Below are 16977 nucleotides of genomic sequence, written 5' to 3'. Positions count from 1 at the left end.
AGCCTTGCCTGGACGGGCAGCATCGAACAACGCCCGCTCCAGCCCGCCATCAAGATACCGCTTGCCGATCTGCCATACCGCCTTGGCGGAAAGCCCCAGGTTGGCTCCCACCGCAGGCGTGGACTGTCCCTGATCCAATTGACGCAAGGCCAAGGCGCGCAATGTCGTGCGTACCGACTGCAACCCGCCTCCTAACAACTGATCGATCTGCTGTCGATCTCGCTGCTTGAGTTCAATCTGAAGTCGTATGCCTCTGCTCACTCCCCAGATATACAGCCAGCACCAGAACCCAACAAGCGCCTACATTGGTTACCTATACATGTGGCCACAGTACTAGTAGTCCTACACAGAGCAGACGAGACCACAATATCTTCGACGTTTCTGAGTTCTGTCGGAGGCTAGTACCTCGTTTCGTTCAAACATATCGAAACCAATCAACTACAGAGTGGGTACGCAAAGGAAATATCGTATGAACAGATTTCAACAAGGAAGTCTCTTCAAGTTGGAACGTAAAAGTAGTCCTGACGTTTGGGTTTTCAGGTGGTATGACAACCTCGCGGGGAAGCGAACATATAAAAAGCAAATCATCGGGACTGTAGCTAAACTGCGGAACCGCCGAGAAGCGGAGAAGGCCGTCATCGGCCTTCGTAGTTCTATTAATGCAGAGATCGGAACGCCCAAAAGCGTATGCGAATCTTGCGGCTCATTATCGACTGCATGAACTCACTCGGGAGCGAAAGGCATTTACCACAATCGAAAGCCATCGAACGTTATTCAAGCGCCATATCGAACCTCGCTGGGGACAGCTTCAACTCAGTGCAGTTCGAACAATACAGGTCGAGGAATGGCTGTACTCTCTTGCATTGGCTCCTAGTTCGAAAGCAAAACTGAAAAGCATCTTATCTTCGCTGTACAACCATGCCATTCGATATGAATGGCTCACCTTCAATCCGATCAGTCGGGTAAGGTCGTCGCAGAAGCGTCTCCGCGACAAAGATGTTCTCACGCCCGTAGAGTTCCAGAATTTAGTGCAACAACTGTCGCTCAGGAATTGCCGCGGCACGCGAGCAGCCGGACAACACTCGACATCTACACTCGCGCTGTGTCCCAACAGAAGCGGGATGCGAACTTGAAAGTTGTTGAGATGATGCTGCCGATGGAAATGAAGAAATTTCAGCACCCTTCAGCTTTCTGTACGCGACCGGGCGATGGTACTGCTTATCGGCAGTACTGGCCTCCGTCGATCAGAGATGATCGCTCTAACCTGGTCGGATCTGGATATCAGAACCATGGAGATCCATGTCCTGCGTTCCTGTGTGCGCAACCGGTTCGGGAAAACAAAGACAGAAGCTTCTTGCCGCCCTGTGCCTCTCCATCCGATCGTCCTTAACGCCCTCCTGAGCTGGAGGGCGGAGTCGCTTTACCCCACGGAAACGGATTTCCTTTTTCCTTCAATTCGTCTCAAAGGCAACAAACCTCTTAGCCCGGATAGCCTGTTGGAGAAAAGTATCCGGCCCGCTCTAATACGGGCAGGCATTGTGGGCAAACAAATCGGCTGGCACAGCTTCCGTCATTCACTTGCGACAAATCTGCGAGCACTGGGCATCGACATCAAGGCAAAATCTACTGTGAACCGCAGGTGTTCACTTTACCCATCGGCGGATTTTGAGTCTCTCAAGAATGCCGTAAGTTATTGATAAATCGCGAAATCTAGCGTAGCGATGGATTTCCACAAGTGACGGTCTGTCAATAATTTAGCTCACTTTTCCGTAATCAAGCCAAACTGATGTCTGTACCCGAACTTGTACCCGAAAATAGAGACAATTTCACGTTCCAAACGGTTGCGTGCCGAAGGACTGACGGCAGTGATAATGATGAAGAGCATTCTAACGCTCAGACGTCTCCTGGCAACGTGCGATCATTTTGGGTGTCAATACCCAAGGATATGTGGATGGATCGCAGCGCGAGCACAGTCGATCAAGAACTCTCGACTTCAGGTGTTTCTGAGGTGCAAGTCCGTCGGCTGTTAGAAGAGAACGCACGTTTGCGAAGCCTGTTGATCGCGCATAGCATACCAATTCCAGAGGCCGCACAACCAACTTTGCATCCTCCTCAAGCCTTGAATGCTGCGCCTGAGGTCAGGAAGCCTGGAGTAGCCACGGCGGAGCAGCGAATCGCTTTGTTTCGCAGCCTCTTCCGTGGCCGTGAAGATGTCTATGCCATTCGTTGGGAGAATAATGACGGGCGATCTGGATACATGCCCAAAGCGGATCGCGACTGGAAATCCTATCTGAGTGCGAAAGATGAAGACCGCAAGAAGGTCGATCGCCTGACGCGAACATATAGACCGCTCACTGATGATGTTATTCACGGGCATCTTGTCGGTGAACAGACGGTTGGGATCTATCCGCTCCTGCAGGATGAGACATGCTGGCTGCTAGCGGTTGATTTCGACAAGAAGGCCTGGCAGGAAGACACCGTTGCGTTTCTAGCCGCCTGCAGCGAACTGAGCGTGCCGGCGGCATTGGAACGCTCACGATCAGGGAAGGGTGGCCATGTTTGGATATTCTTTGAACGAGCAATCCCCGCTTCAACCGCGAGAAAACTTGGCTGCGTAATCCTCACTCGAACCATGGAATCTCGCCACCAGTTGGGGCTAGATTCGTATGATCGCTTGTTTCCCAACCAGGACACCATGCCCAAAGGTGGGTTTGGCAACCTGATAGCTCTTCCTCTGCAAAAGATTCCACGAGCAAACAAGAACAGCGTTTTTGTTGATGCAGAGTTCCGACCATATCCAGATCAATGGGAGTTTTTGGCGAGCGTCAAGAGAATGTCTGCCGACGCCGTCGAGGCTGTGGTTCTGGAAGCGCAAAAGCGCGGAGACCTCCTCGGTGTCAGAATCAACAATGCGGAAGATGAGGATGTTGATCCTTGGGCGTTGCCGCCGTCAAAGGCGAGGGCGGAACGTGAAATTCTTGGACCTTTCCCAGCGCAGGTGCAAATTGTCCGGTCGAATCTTGTATATATAGAGAAAAATGGGCTACCTTCCGCGATGTTGAATAGGCTGCTACGCCTGGCGGCTTTTCAGAATCCTGAATTCTACAAAGCCCAGGCTATGCGGCTTCCAACATTCAATAAGCCACGAGTCATCGCATGTGGCGAAGATATTGCCAAGCACGTCGCGTTGCCGCGCGGCTGTATTGCCGAGGTCAAGCAGCTATTTGAAGCACACCACATCAAACCACTGATCCGTGATGAGCGGTTCACTGGCCGTCCTATAGACGTGCAGTTCTCCGGACAGCTGCGCCCGGCGCAACTCGATGCTGCCGCCGCGATCGCCGAATACGAAGATGGGATTCTCTGCGCTCCTACTGCTTTTGGAAAGACCGCTTTGGCAGCTTGGATGATTGCACAACGGAAAGTGAACACTCTCGTGCTGATCCATCGCCAGCAATTGCTCGATCAATGGCAGGCACGATTAGCGATGTTCCTCAACCTCCCGGCAACATCAATAGGCCAAATTGGCGGCGGCAAGAATGATCCGAGTGGATGCGTAGACGTTGCCATCATCCAGAGCAGTCACGACAAAGCAGGGGTGAAAGACTTCGTCGCTGAGTACGGTCAGGTCATCGTCGATGAGTGCCACCATCTGTCCGCCTTCACCTTTGAGCAGGTGATGAAACAGGTCAAGGCGAAGTATGTTCTTGGCCTAACTGCAACTCCTGAGCGCAAGGACGGGCACCATCCTATCATCTATATGCAGTGCGGCCCGATACGATACAAGCTCAGCGCCCGTTCAATGACCGCTTCCTCACCATTCGAGCACGAGGTAATCCCACGCCTGACAGAGTTTTGTGTGCCCCCCGAACAGGCTGACACGACGATTCAGGAATTGTACGCTGGTCTTGTAGATGACAGAGCCCGTAATGAACTGATCGTCAGCGACCTGCTGCGCGCCGTACAAGATGGATGCTCACCGCTGCTGCTGACCGCTAGAACCGAGCACCTGAAGTATTTTGAGACGGCTCTCGCGAGTAAGGTTGAAAACGTATTTGTTCTGAAAGGCGGCATGGGAAAGAAACAACGGCGGTCGATTGCGGAAGCAATTGCAGCCGTACCAGAGGGCGATCCAAGAGTCATCCTGGCAACGGGAAGTTACATAGGAGAGGGCTTCGACGATGCTCGCCTTGATTCCCTGTTTCTGGCAATGCCTATTTCGTGGAAGGGTACGTTGCAGCAGTACGTTGGACGCCTTCATCGGCTTCACGATGCGAAGCGTGTTGTCCGGGTTTACGACTATGTCGATTCCAATGTCCTGATGCTGGCAAGGATGTATGCGCGTCGACTAAAGGGTTACAATGCCATCGGCTACCGGATTTGTAATACTCCCTATCAAGTACATTGAACATGATCCTCGGTGATCAGGTCTAATCTGCATGGATGATCCAAATGTGGATGCTGTTGAAGAAGGTAGAGGGATATGGCGCAGGAGAAGAGCAAGCTTGGAAGCCCAATACGGGGATTCGGAAGCTAAAGCAAGAATCGAAAGCCAATTTTCCGTCGCTCAGCAAAGCTAAGTTGGAAGCTCTGGTTGAGGCAGCCGTGGTCGATGCTTACGGTGACGAGGAACAGACCGTTGGCTTCTTCACCATGATTGAAGAGCATCTTGCGCTGCCTTTCTCAGTATGGATCCTGGGCGTTGAGGCAGTTGTGGAAAAGGTGGACCTGACGCGCGATTGTCGAATTGTTGCGGTCTGCAAGCGAGACGGAGTCAAGCAGAGGATTGAAATCCTCGATCTGCCGCTGCCCAAGCCAATACCGGCAGGCGCGGAATGGATTGCGGCATACAGCCACTGGCGCAGAGGTTTCTAAGTTAGCGAATACCAGTATTACGACTTCAAAGCAATTGATTGTGCGCTGGCTAAGACTGAGATGGCCGCCCCTCGTGCTATCTCCACGTGCGCCGTAATTACCACGACGCTAGCTTTTGAAGCCTTCGAAGGCTTCGCGGACGATGGCCTCGATGGAGGCCACTTCATCGTCGGTCAGCTTCTCAAATTCGCCTTCGCGCCGCTTGCGGCCTAGCTTGCCTTCGTTCACGCGGATGAACCTAATGAGATTTTCCGCCATTCTGTCCGGCATCTCGACCGTGTTCATGATGCGGCGCATCGCCTCGTCATTGCGGCGCAGGAAGTCGATTTCCTGAGGCAGGTCCTTATCGATGGCGCGCGCAACGCAGGCGTAGAGAAACTCCGCCGCCTCGGTGCAGTCGAAATATCGGTACAGGTCGGCCGTATCGTTAAGGACCTCGACGTTTCTCTCGGGCGTCGGCCGCCATTCGATGAAGTTCATCAGGGGACCCGAATGCGCGCGCAGCGTGTCGCGGTAAGTGTCGATCCGGTCGAGCATGACCGGGGAGACCGGGAATACCATGCCGGGCGGTGCGAATTTTCTCTTCGCCAGAACGTGATGGATCAGGCAGCGGTGGAGACGCCCGTTGCCGTCCTGGAACGGATGGATGTAGACGAAACCGAACGCCGTCGCCGCCGCCTGGAGCACGGAGTCGAGCGCTCCTTCGCGCATGCGCTCGTTCGCGGCGATCAGCCCCTGCATCAGGGGCTGCAGGTCCTGCGGGCGGGCGCCGATGAACTCCGGCAGCGGATCGCCCTCGTGATCCCGCTCGCCCAGAAAAACGCCGTCCGGCCGCAGACCGACCCGCGTGAAGCGCGTGTCCTCGATCAGTACAGTATGCAGGCGCAGGATTTCGTCAATCGTCAGCGGGTTCTTTCCGGCCTGCAGCACCGCGCGGCTCCACCGCTCCAGCCGGCCGCGCGGCGGTTTTTCGCCTTCGATCTCGAAACTGGCGCGGCTGTCCGCCAGCAAAAGGAAACTGGCCGCGCGCGTGACCACGTTCGCACCGGTACGTCCAATGACCTCGTTCGCCTTGGTTCCGAGCGAGCGAGCGCCGAACTCTATGAGCGCCTGCGTCCTGCGAATGACAGGGCAGAAGGCCGGCGTGCCGAGCAGGTTATCGCGTACCTTGTGACGACGGGAGAGCCGCGGCGCAGCTGTGAAATAAAGGCGGTCGTCCAACAGATCGGTGAAACTCGCCTCCTCTGCATCGGGAATGTCCAGCGTCCGACCGGTGAGGAATTCATAGAGGAACCAGGCGCGCCGGTTGGGTGCGCCGGTCGGGGCACTGCGCACGAATGCGGTGACGGTATCATGCGGTGCGGCTTCGAAGAGCCGTTTCAGGACGAGCAGGTCGAGGTCTTCATGGCGCAGCGCGAATCCCAACTGGTCGCCGAAGGACTCGCCGGGCCAGTACCGCTTGTCGAAGACGTTCCAGCCCCTCTCCTCCCGGCGGCTCGCCTTGACGTGCTGTCCGGATACGGCGCTCGGGCGGCGGACGGGGGCCTGAACGCCGAATGTCTGGACGAGGGCCGCCCAGCCCACCAGCCTTGTGCCAGTTGGCACCGTCTTCTCCTGGAAGGTTCTTGCGTGATCATCATTGCGGGGATGATTCTCAGCGGCCACGGTCGAAAACCCCTCTTTTTGGTCGAAAATAACCGATAATTGCGCTTGTTGGTCGAGAACCAATATACATGCCTTCAGGTCGAAAACCAATTTTTTCGGTCGAAAATAGGCTAGATTTTACAATCAATGTCGAAACTAACCATTTATTGATGATGTCAGGCTTGGCTTCTTGCCGGATTCTTTGGCAACCAGATTGCTGAGTTGAACGACAGTTTCCGTATGCGGTTCGACATTGCGAGCGCACCCAGAAGACTTTTCTGGAAGAAATTTTTCAACAACTTACAAGACCCCGGTGGCTCCCTAAGTCCTTGTAAGCTGGTACCCCGTCAAGAACCGACGTATCGCAAAACGTATGCGTTTTGGCGGATGATTTTTCAGGTCGGCAAGAAGCCGCGCCTTGCTCGGAGTTCCAAACGCAGCTCCTCGCGAAGAGATTTGCTTTTCCTCAGCCGCTTGAAAAACTCCTCCAGGACGCTCACCATAATCGCATTCACGCTCACACCCTCCTCTTCTGCCCAGGCTCGGATCACGGATCGTGCCTCTGCTCCAACATGCAAAAGCTGAGGTTTGGATAGCGTAAGTCCGGCCTTGCGAGTCTGCGTGATCACTACATCCTTCCGCTCGACATTGCGTAGTGCGAATAGGACCACCCTCGAAAGATCGCCGGCCACCCGCGCCTCTTCCGTAACCGCCTCCCTGAGGTCAATCGGGAGGCGCAGAGTCATCCCCGCCCGGTCTTCCGTCCACCGCTGTCCTTCGCGGTTCACATTTCTTGCTGTTTTCTTTGTTGCCAACGAATCTCTCTTCTCGGTATCAGTTCATCGATGCGGTTGAAGAATAGCGATCCCCAATTCGAAATCACGCCGTCTCCATCTTGTCCGATCCTATTGAAATGAAACTTTCAACAGAAGAGTCGATTCTACGGTAAAGGAACACAGCTTCGCCCGCTACCCTGTGCTATCAGAACGCTGTCGTGCCTCCCTCCCCGGGACGTTTCATCCGTGCCGCGCCGCTCGAAGAATCAGTTCTGGACTGTGGATTCTCTCGAGAATAGAGAAGCGCATGCTTCTCATGGCCGGCCAACACCCGGAGCACGACGTAATCTCGAAACAACACGCCTTCTCTATGAGCAGTTTCTCGAACCCACTCACCGTCCCTGAGGACAGGCCGCTCGATCCCGCGATACTTCACATCCTTACCGTGGTGGACGGGGTGGCTGCAAAACAAGGGTGTCCATACATCGTCGTGGGTGTGACGGCGCGCGATCTACTGCTCTACCATGTGTTCGGGATTCCCGCGATGCGCGCCACTCAGGACGTTGACTTTGCTATCGCAGTGGAGAACTGGGAGCAATTTCAGAAACTCCGTACTGCGCTACTAGCCACCGATCACTTCGAGCCCAGCCGAATTGAGCACCGACTTTTTCTGAAGACGCTGAAGGGAACGACCAAAATCCCTATCGACCTTATCCCGTTTGGAGGAGTCGCCGAAGGCGACACGATTGCGTGGCCGCCGGATAGAGACACGGTGATGACGGTCGCCGGATTTGAGGACGCTCTAGCGAACTTTCGACACTTTCCATGGACCAACTGCTCGCCTGTTCACTACACCCCGCGCATCATCTCTCTTTCCATTAGCCTAAGTTGTGGGAATGCTACTTGGCCGCTTCGAAACCCTATGCAGGCTTTTTGCCAAAAACGTGCATTTTGAATGTGACGCACAATGAGTTTTTAAAGTACATATGTGCGTCAGAACAAGTAGTTCATTACAGGGCATATAGAGATAGCAAAACCTCAAAGTGCGTCTGCGCTTTATGTTCCACTACTGCATTTTTGTAGAAAGACGGCTGCTTTTCGCAGCCTACCTCCGTGGGTCTGCGACCCTAAAGCGCAGCCTTCGGCTGCAACAAAAGCACGAACAAACACGAACAAGGCAGACTATCCGCGACCAATGCGCCTCCGATCCGTGATTCGGCTTTATTCGTGGCAATTCGTCCTTTGTCGTGGTTCTTCACCTTTACTCTCACGGAATCGTCCTTGTGCGCTTGCAATCTTGTCTGCGGGGCTGGCATTCCTGCTACTGCAATGTGCATTTCACAATATGAACGACCCCCGAACTGGTCGCGCTGGTTGAAGCGCTGACGCTTCGCAGCAGCGTATTTCAACTCAAAGCTAGGCTTCTCAAGGCAGTGCGTTCCGAGTTGCAAGCTGCAAAAAGACAGCGGATTGACCTGGCGCGTCATCTAGGGAACGCTCCGAGATGAAGGGTATCCCGGCGGATACCAGCAGTTTTGTAAGGCGGCGAACCGAGTCATCGAAGGCGCCCGTTCGCCTACCGCAGGTAATGGCGAGAACCTCCCCCCTCCTGCCGTGGAAAGAGAGGTTCGTCAACAGACGGTCCGCGCGAGCGGTCTGAGCAGCGAGAACACAGAGAAAAAGGAGAAACCGGCATGGCAAGTACGGAGAGAAGAGGAAATGGCGAGGCTGGATCGCGAAGCGGAAATGAATCGCCAGAGAGACTCGCGATTGCAACCGACGAAGGTCTTCAAGCCGAGCGTCTTTGTGAGTCGCGGACCGCGTTGGTAGTCTACGAGACTTGGATCCTTTCGTTCCAAGGGTCTTGCTCAATTTGAGCTGCGGTTGATGCCGAAGGGGCTGCAGCGGTTCGCTGGCTTTCAAGAGGTGGGGCAACGACACGATCGTCTATCGGTAGGATGTTCAGGTGTTCGGCGGCCCACTTGGCTGCGAGACCGTTAAGGGGACTCCGAGTGTTGTACTCCTGATAAGCGATCATGCGTCCGATGCGGACGACAAGATCGTCCAGGCCTTCGGAGGCCGCCCAGAAGTCTCCAATACAGACGCTGGTCTCATCGAAGTTTGGATGGAAGACAGGCGTGAGCATCCGACACTGGGGGGCGCGTCGAGGATACTCGAGTGAGAGGTGAACCTCGAGCAAGTGGGTGTCGCGCTCGAGAATCTCACCGGCCTGGTTCACATAGATTCCCTTGATCTGGTAGCGGAACTGATACACCTCCGGCGGCAGGCCGGCTGTACCGGTGATGTGGATGACTGACGAACCAGCGAATCGCCGCGTGAGGGTTTCATAGTCCAGCTTCAAACGGCGTGTGCGAGGCGATGCCATGAACGAGGCTCCTAGGGAGTCATTTGATAGATGCGGTCGGCGTGTTTGCGGCGGATGATGTCGTTGACATGGTACTGAAAATAGATGGCACCGAAGAAGAAGGTCATGACGCCGCTGAGGCTGAGCCCGACGGGGTCAGGCCCGTTGTAGTGCTTCTCCATGGAACTGCGGAAGCTGAAGCGGCCGACGAGGATAGCGACATAGTAGAGAAGCTGGAGCAGCGAGGTATACCCAGTGGCCTGATGACGGTATGAGGCGACAAAACTGCTGACGAAGATGCCGGCAAGGAGACCTGCCGCGCAGATGAAGTAGAAGAGCGCCTTGCTCTGCGGTGCGACTCGCTTGAGCCATGCTGCCAACACGATCTCCCAAACGATAGTGAAGATGCCGCAGCTGAGGACGGTGAAGGCAAGCACGAGGCCCCAGTGAAGGTTGGGAGGGTCCGGATAGACGTTGATCTCTCCCGCAGGAATGCCCTGCGCCGGCGGCGCAGGAACAGCGATGGTGCCGATGATCTGGGCTACCGGGACCGGGTCGTCGATCCCTTCGCTGGTCGCCAGGTCGGTGAGTGACACCTCACCCGAGGCGGCATAACGTTGAAGGTCGGCAAGGGTATACGGCCCATACTGCTGTCCGTCCCGAGAGATGAAGTAGTTCATGAGGTGCTCCTGTAATTGTCCAGAGACTATATAAACGCGACGCCGTCGTTATCGTGCTTTACGGTGAGGATTTCGACGATTGCCCAAATCCAACTGATGATTCCGCCGAAGAAGCAGCTAAGCAAAGTAAGGAGAAGCTGCATGACGGCCCGCTTGACGTACCCTGCGTAAAAGTTGTGGCCACCGAAGGCTCCCAGAAAAACGCCGAGCATAATATAGGTCAGGCGGCTGCGTCGCGGGGTATAAGCAGGGATGACCGCAGGCGGCGGCGGATTGTATCCGGCAAAACCGAGCGAGCGCGGCGGAGTGATATAGCGGGTAGTGTCATCGCGGAAGAGCAGGGGTGGCGGTGGCACGGATGTGGAGGCCCCTGACCGGGGTGGTGGAGGGGGCGTTGGGAGCGAAGGCGAGGCCGCCGCGGAGTGCAACGCCGATGCCGTTAGGTCGGACGCGGATATGCTGATCCTTGGCTCATCGACAGGCCCATTCGAGCAGCCGAAGACAGTGCATCCGGCATTTTCGGCATAGCAGTCGGTGTGGTGCGGGGTCGAGCAGGCCTCGCAGGTAGTCAGCTCGTCCTCCGGCTCAAATGGCGAGCGGCAGTAGGGGCAGGCAGATGTCATGAGCGCAGTCTTTCCTGGTAGCGGAAGGCATAGCGTCCGACCTGAAGGATCGAGCCGCTCTCGAGCACGCGCGAGGAATGAATGCGCTGTCCTGCGAGGTAAACCGTACCCTGCGCGATCAGGTGCATTCGGTCGCCCTTCTGCAAGAGCGTGGCATGCTGGGGCAGGATCTCCGCATCCTTGAAGAGGTAGATGTCGCACGTCTGTATGCTGCCCATGCTGGTCTGCGGCTTGTAGAGGATAAACTGCTTTCCTGCCAATGGCCCGGCGGTTACATAGAGCCACCGGTCCTTGAGAGCGCTTTCGACGAGTCCCATGGAGATACCGGTAGCCATGCCTAGCAGCCCAAAGCCGACCGCTCTGCTCGCGGCTCCGCCATGCGTGGCGAAGGCGATGGGATCAAAGATAAGGCCACCGAGTGCAGCGCCGATCGCTCCGCCGAGAGCTCCATAGCCGGTTTTTTTTCCGGAGCGGCCGATGATGCCGTAGACGACGCCACCCGCCACTCCGAAGACCGCCCAAGCGAGAGCCCTTGCGATCCAGACCGCGGGGTTGTGGAAGGTCTGCACTCCCGCCTGCGCACAGACACCAAGTCCGATGTTGTAGATGATGTTGGCGATGAAGTCGAAGACGAAGCTGAGGGCGACTCCGAGAGGAAGCGCGATGCCGATACGGATAGCCGCCTTGCGGAAGGAGCGCTCCACGATGCTTTCGGCGACGGCAAAGCCCACACACATGAGGGTGACGATCAGCGGAATGAGCCAGGTATTGCCCCAGCGGGAACCCGGTCCGTCAACAAAGGCGGGTTCTGCGATGCTCCAGCCGAGCATGGCTCCGACGAAGCCGGCCAGTCCGAGGTAGACCCATGCCTTGAGGAAGAAGTTGGCTTTTTCCTGTGCGAGTGTCTGCGGCTCGGCAGGTTCGTAGATACTGCCGTAACTCTTGCCCGAGGTCTGCGTGGCAGGTGTGGGCGCGACGATCTGCGGGGTGGCAACCGACTGAAGGTCATCAAGAGAGATTCGCAGGACGTCTTTGGTCTCTTCGCTCACTGGTGTCTCTCTGGAGTGGATGGATTTGCAGGCGGTGCAGCCTGAGGTTTAGCGGGGGATCCGGGCGAGTTTCCTGCGGGAGGCGTCGCCGGGGATGACAGCTGCGGCGGTCGCGATACGGCCGGCAAAGGAACGCGACCATCGAGATAGGGAAGCAAGGCGTGGCCGTCGCGCACGATCACTTCTCCAGTTGCAGGATCAATCATCACAGCCAGGACCTGGGGATACAGAAAGTAGGCGATCGCAAAGCCGATAAGCAGGACAGTTAGATGGGTCAGTAGAATCATGGCCGATCGCAGTAAGACGGGCGTGGGTCTGGACTTGCGAGCCGGAGCTGCGTCGAAGAGTTCCTCTTCGGGTTCTGACGAATCCAGTGAAGACTCGATCCGCTTGGGAGTCCGCTCGACACCATCGTCGTTTCTGTCCACGATGGAGAGGGACGGGAGGCGATGCACCTCGCCGGAGACCCACCCAAAGCAGCCTTCCTCGTCGGTTTGAGGGTCATAGACCCACGCCACCTGGCCGGGAGAAGAGAAGAAGTTCTGCTGGATGAACAGGTCATGTTCTGAGAGAAAGACACCAAAGCCAGGATGCGAGTGATACCAGCCGACGATGCGTTCGTCGGGATAGTGCTTATCCTTGATGCGGTAGATCTCCTCCCAGGCATCCTGCGTGAAGGTAACGTGGGTGCCTGCCTGGGCTGCATTCAAGGCCTCGATGGAAGCGCGAATGTCGATGGTCCTGTTGGCGTCGTCGCCTATCAGGACGCCGCAGACCTCGGTCTTCGGGTGCGACCTGGCGTGTTGGCGGATGCGGCGCGTAACTTCGCTGTCGATCCTGACGGAGGTTTCCGGTCCGGAGACGGCAGTTTCGGGCTTTTGAGGTATGGGGCGAGGTTCGCTCATCGGCCCTCCTTCGTGTCTGCTTCCAGAGGGCCGAGAAGAGCGGCGGCATCTCCTGCGATGCAATAACTGATCTCGGACGTCGCGGAGCGAACCGTGAAGATGTCGAAGAGGGGAAGGCCGAGCGTGTCGAGCGTGCGATCAGCAAGCGCGGATTCACCTTTGTAGCTGGTGAGAGTCTGAACGATGCGAACCTGGGGCTCGGGGCCAGCGCAGTCCGGGCAGAGACCTCGGGTTCGATCGATGGCACCGACCGGGACGAAGACGTCTTCCGTTGCGCCGCAGCGCGGGCAGACAAGCCGGTGGATGATATCGCGGCTGAACTCGACGACGACCTCTTGCGTGTCAAGGTCTGTTCTGCCGAGCTGCATCAACTGCTCCAGGGTCAGTTCACTGGAGCGTTGAGGCAGGCGAACGATCGAGTCCAGAGTGTAGTGGCTCATGCAATCGGGATTCTCGGTGTACTCGACGACATAGGACGTATGGTGCAGACCTTCGAAGACATACCCTTTGCTGGCCAGGGTAGGAAGACTGTGTAAGACCTTGACCGCTTCCTGTACCTGAATGCCACCGATGATGGAGGAGATAGTCGGCGTGGTAGGCACGCGGCCCTGAGGATTGGCTTCGTGGAGGAGCAGATTGCACGACATCCTGCGGTTGAGGATCGCCCAGTCAGTTTCTCCCAGAGTGCATTCGTAGCAGGGGGGCTGGCCGGATGGGAAGACCCGGGCGACGCCGTTGATGCCCTCGATGGCGCCATCGATCCAAGGGCGATTTACCTTCCAGGCGGCGCGGTTGATCCATAGACGGGTCTCACGATTGTCCAGGCCGGCGAGGATGATGTCGGCCCATTCGAAGAGACCGAGGCCGCAGTGTTGCATGACATTGGCGACGATTGGATGCACGGTGGCTTCGGGCAAGAGATCCATGTAGCCGCGGGCGATGGACACGGCCTTGGAGCTGCCGACGTCGGAGGCGCGAAAAAGTACCGAGCGGGAGAGATTGGAAGTCTCGATGTGGTCCATGTCGACGACAACGACCTGGGCGAACCCGACCAGAGCGAGATTCTTCAGGATCTCGTTGCCCAGTGCGCCCGCGCCGATAACCACGATCCTGGCCGCGCTGATCTTCTGCTGGTCCCACCAGGGGATGAGGCGCAGGCGACTGAAGCGATCCTCTTCCGGATGCACTGCGAGCGTAGCTTCCACGGTGATTGGGTGGTCTGCCATGGCCGTTAGCCTGCGGTGATTTCGGGTTGAAGACGTAGGATGTCGCCCTCGCGAACAGCGGCATCGGCGAGGGTTTGACCGTCCTGAATCTGGCGTCCGCTGTTCTTGTGATGGAACTTGTAACTGAGTGGGGCGCCGTCAGGGCCGTTGGTGGGAAGCTGCAATTTCTGCACCAGCACGGTGACAATCTTGCTGCAGGGAGCGTCGTCCGGGAGCTCGGCGGGCACCCGTTTGTTCTCCGTTGAGTCATACACTGTCACGCTGATATAAGCCATCGATCCATTCCTCTCCGTTCTACTCTTTCCCGGTCTTCGTTCCGAGTTTTCCGGTCATTGGTGAAACGCTTTGCGTCTTTTGGAGATCGTCGACGTACGCCTCCAGCCTCTGGCGACCGGATCCATAGAAGGACCAGCGAGCCGCATCACGCAACAGCTGCGCGCGGACTGCGAAGCCGAGGTTCTCGGCGTTGGCATCTCGTGTGTGGTCGAACTTGGAACTGACGATGCCTATGAGCTGGCCATGCGAATCATAGACTGGTCCGCCACTATTGCCGGGGCTGATCGCTGCCGAAATCTGGATAGCTTCCTCTCGCAGCCCTGAGACGATACCGGTGCTGAGGCTATACTTCAGTCCCTCCGGGTGACCGATGACAAAGACATCCTCGCCATCTGTGGCTTCGGCAATGGGCTGCACGAACCTCGCGCTGCCGGAGTGCCTCGGAACCCAGAGAAGCGCAAGGTCCTGCGGCGCAGCTATGGCGACGACCTCGGCGTTCGACCAGACGCCGGCTGCGGTGGCAATCATGACATGAGGTGGGGGACTGCCATTGCGTAGCGGTCCGTGGTTTGCGACGTGATTTGCGGTTGCGAAAAGATAGCCGCTCTGGGCGGCTTCGAGCAGTACGCCTGCCCCAAAGGACTGCGAGGCGATCTCCTGCCCATTCCACAACCTCACCGCTGGTGAGACGACGATGACCAGTGGCTTTAATCGGCTCGAGACATCGGCACTCGAAAGAGCGTCTGCCGACGCAAGAAGAGGAAAATCCGTCTGCTCATCGAGGCTGGGGAGACCATTGTTAACGATGGCTGGAATGGGGACGAAGGAGACGACAAGGACAGTCGCGACGGTCGCCAGCACGCCGCTTACGACTAACAGCGTGGAAAGATAGGAGACGAGGGCATACCGGACACGGGGAGGCTGAGTTCGGAAGGCTATCTTCAGGACAATTGCGACGATGCAAAGCAGTGGCAACACGGGGACCAGTGATGCCATTGCGATCCTGGCCCACAAGGCGATTGGCGGAGGCAGTTGTTTGAAGATCGGCTGTGGCGCGTTCTCTTCGGGAAGAATATGTTCGATTTCTTCAGCACTGACAACAACTTTCTCTAACGCCATAACGTGTGGAGGCCTTTTACTGTCTTTCTGCGTGTGCTGTTTATAGCGGATTGTTTATGAGATAACAACAACAAAGAACCCCTCTTAACCCTAATTTTGTCGTTCTAAAGGAGCTTGTGTATCCAAGTTCACTGGGTGCGGGCGGGAGGTCATCCCTGATGGGTTCGTCGCGCTATTTTTTGCGTGACCGACCCCATTGCCGGGTCCACCCAACTATCGTGCTCTCCTTTGAGCCTGAATCCCAACATGCCTAATGCACCTTCGCCGGTTATTCCCAAAAAGAGCAACGTGAAGGAGCCGCAGGCATTGGATTGCCTTTTCTGACCCCTTCTAAAATTCTCTTCGATTACCGCACGACTGCGCGGTAATTGCGCGTTCTTGTTTGTCAGTGGTAGGAAACGATCATGCAACGACATCGGCGCAAACGGATTCATTCCATCCGCGCTTAGATCTGTTCGCCCGCGCTCCTAAATCGGCGAAAGCAATTCTTGCCGTATTAACTGCGACAACTGGTGAGTTCCCTGCGAATCGGTTGCGAGCTCGAGGACTATAAGAGACGGAAGAAAGATACGCCATCGCATCGGGTTCGATGGCGAAATGGAACTTCTCAGCCACCTTTACTGCAGTGCCAAGGATTCGCGACGACAGCTCTTGAGGGTTGAAAAAATCCATAGATTTTGCCCGTCTCTTACGTATTAATTGGCCTTCGCTGGATGAAAAGATTGCATTCGTCGAGGGGTAGATCAGAACTCTTTTACGGCTATCCTCGCAATATGACTCAAGTGGATGTCAGTCTTACGGACTATGGCTTGGCAGCCGAGTGCCTGTGCTTCGCATATCTGATTGCCCGGTTCCGCACAAGGACCTCTTCTCTCCCGGTAGTGTTTATCGTATTTTTCTTCTCGATTGCGATAGCGGCAGCCGCAGGTGGCACAGTGCACGGATTTTTCCTGGACGAAAGTTCGCTTGGATATAGAATTCTGTGGCCCTTCACTCTGATCGTCATGGGGATTACCGCTCTATCCGGAGTTCACATAGGTACGGCTCTGCACTTCTCACGTTCGACAGCCGTCTACATCAACCGTATTGCGTTGGCGGTTTTCGCAATTTATCTCGCTATCGTCCTATTCATTAGAACGGACTTCTTGATCGCCATTCTCGATTATCTTCCGGCTTTAGTCTTCGTTGGAGGAGCGTTCCTGCTTTCTCACCGCAGACAGAAGAAACCGGCGTTTCTGATAGGATTTTTGGGCGTCTGCACCATGCTTTTTGCAGCCGCAGCTCAGCAGGCGAAGCTTGGGATTGATCCCCGATACTTCGATCACAATGCGCTCTACCATGTTCTCCAAGCCATCGCACTATTCATGGTCTTCCTCGCAGCAAGAGAAACTAGCAAAGCAGGGGAATTTATCAATTGATCAACCGACGTGAGCTTCTTG

The 16977-nt window shown here is 56.1% G+C and carries 17 protein-coding genes and 1 pseudogene; 5 read left to right on the top strand and 13 right to left on the bottom strand.

Annotated elements, in window-relative coordinates; all coding sequences use genetic code 11:
* A partial coding sequence (locus tag Q363_RS19435; protein WP_035353641.1) for a helix-turn-helix domain-containing protein occupies positions 1–183 on the bottom strand: 183 nt, incomplete at its 3' end.
* 1013 nt (positions 184–1196) lie between these two features.
* Here Q363_RS19435 and Q363_RS38575 point away from each other — a divergent pair.
* From Q363_RS38575 to Q363_RS19425, 3 genes and pseudogenes are all read left to right on the top strand, one after another.
* Positions 1197–1697 (top strand): annotated as a pseudogene (locus Q363_RS38575) (tyrosine-type recombinase/integrase); the annotation flags it as partial.
* 254 nt (positions 1698–1951) lie between these two features.
* Entirely contained in the window at positions 1952–4408 is a 2457-nt protein-coding gene (locus Q363_RS19430) for a TOTE conflict system archaeo-eukaryotic primase domain-containing protein (RefSeq protein WP_035353639.1), read from the top strand.
* Between the two features lie 44 nt (positions 4409–4452).
* Positions 4453–4875, top strand: a complete 423-nt coding sequence (locus Q363_RS19425) for a calcium-binding protein (RefSeq protein ID WP_211256257.1) — start codon at positions 4453–4455, stop codon at positions 4873–4875.
* Between the two features lie 108 nt (positions 4876–4983).
* Here the strand turns inward: Q363_RS19425 and Q363_RS19420 are convergent, their stop codons facing one another.
* Both Q363_RS19420 and Q363_RS19415 read right to left on the bottom strand, forming a co-directional pair.
* Positions 4984–6630, bottom strand: a complete 1647-nt coding sequence (locus Q363_RS19420) for a Fic family protein (RefSeq protein WP_211256256.1) — start codon at positions 6628–6630, stop codon at positions 4984–4986.
* 284 nt (positions 6631–6914) lie between these two features.
* On the bottom strand, positions 6915–7334 hold the full coding sequence (locus Q363_RS19415) for a hypothetical protein (RefSeq protein ID WP_157467189.1): 420 nt from the start codon (positions 7332–7334) through the stop codon (positions 6915–6917).
* Between the two features lie 268 nt (positions 7335–7602).
* On the opposite strand from Q363_RS19415, the gene Q363_RS36365 reads away from it, so the two are divergent.
* Positions 7603–8250, top strand: a complete 648-nt coding sequence (locus Q363_RS36365) for a hypothetical protein (RefSeq protein ID WP_051979015.1) — start codon at positions 7603–7605, stop codon at positions 8248–8250.
* A 172-nt stretch (positions 8251–8422) separates the two neighbouring features.
* On the opposite strand, the gene Q363_RS19405 is transcribed toward Q363_RS36365, so the two are convergent.
* From Q363_RS19405 to Q363_RS40790, 10 genes are all read right to left on the bottom strand, one after another.
* Positions 8423–8782 (bottom strand): hypothetical protein, encoded by a 360-nt coding sequence (locus Q363_RS19405; protein ID WP_035353634.1) that lies wholly within the window; start codon positions 8780–8782, stop codon positions 8423–8425.
* A 344-nt stretch (positions 8783–9126) separates the two neighbouring features.
* A complete protein-coding gene (locus Q363_RS19400; RefSeq protein WP_035353631.1) occupies positions 9127–9681 on the bottom strand; it encodes a ubiquitin-conjugating enzyme E2 in 555 nt (184 codons plus the stop codon).
* An 11-nt stretch (positions 9682–9692) separates the two neighbouring features.
* The gene (locus tag Q363_RS19395) at positions 9693–10340 is read right to left on the bottom strand and encodes a DUF4339 domain-containing protein (RefSeq protein WP_035353628.1); all 648 of its coding nucleotides are present in this window, start codon (positions 10338–10340) and stop codon (positions 9693–9695) included.
* A gap of 26 nt (positions 10341–10366) precedes the next feature.
* Entirely contained in the window at positions 10367–10963 is a 597-nt protein-coding gene (locus Q363_RS38570; protein WP_051979014.1) for an NINE protein, read from the bottom strand.
* Positions 10960–12012: an FHA domain-containing protein gene (locus Q363_RS19385; protein ID WP_035353625.1), complete on the bottom strand. Its 1053-nt coding sequence runs from the start codon at positions 12010–12012 to the stop codon at positions 10960–10962. The genes Q363_RS38570 and Q363_RS19385 overlap by 4 nt, the downstream gene beginning before the upstream one ends.
* Positions 12009–12917, bottom strand: a complete 909-nt coding sequence (locus Q363_RS19380) for a Mov34/MPN/PAD-1 family protein (RefSeq protein WP_035353622.1) — start codon at positions 12915–12917, stop codon at positions 12009–12011. Before Q363_RS19380 ends, Q363_RS19385 begins: the two co-directional genes overlap by 4 nt.
* Positions 12914–14143, bottom strand: a complete 1230-nt coding sequence (locus Q363_RS19375; RefSeq protein WP_051979013.1) for a HesA/MoeB/ThiF family protein — start codon at positions 14141–14143, stop codon at positions 12914–12916. The genes Q363_RS19380 and Q363_RS19375 overlap by 4 nt, the downstream gene beginning before the upstream one ends.
* 5 nt (positions 14144–14148) lie before the next feature.
* Positions 14149–14418, bottom strand: coding sequence for an EsaB/YukD family protein (locus tag Q363_RS19370; RefSeq protein ID WP_035353619.1), 270 nt, complete (start codon positions 14416–14418; stop codon positions 14149–14151).
* A gap of 19 nt (positions 14419–14437) precedes the next feature.
* A complete protein-coding gene (locus tag Q363_RS19365) occupies positions 14438–15415 on the bottom strand; it encodes a S1C family serine protease (RefSeq protein ID WP_169747045.1) in 978 nt (325 codons plus the stop codon).
* Between the two features lie 525 nt (positions 15416–15940).
* Positions 15941–16210 carry a hypothetical protein gene (locus tag Q363_RS40790; RefSeq protein WP_157467186.1) on the bottom strand — a complete coding sequence of 90 codons (270 nt, stop codon included), beginning with the start codon at positions 16208–16210 and terminating at the stop codon, positions 15941–15943.
* A gap of 101 nt (positions 16211–16311) precedes the next feature.
* Here Q363_RS40790 and Q363_RS19360 point away from each other — a divergent pair, with 101 nt between their 5' ends.
* Complete coding sequence (locus Q363_RS19360) at positions 16312–16956, top strand: DUF6962 family protein (protein WP_035353614.1); 645 nt, start codon at positions 16312–16314, stop codon at positions 16954–16956.
* Positions 16957–16977: the final 21 nt, after the last annotated feature.

The organism is Edaphobacter aggregans DSM 19364 (assembly GCF_000745965.1).
In the GTDB taxonomy this organism is placed as follows: domain Bacteria; phylum Acidobacteriota; class Terriglobia; order Terriglobales; family Acidobacteriaceae; genus Edaphobacter; species Edaphobacter aggregans.
This window is presented reverse-complemented; position numbering and strand designations above follow the sequence as displayed.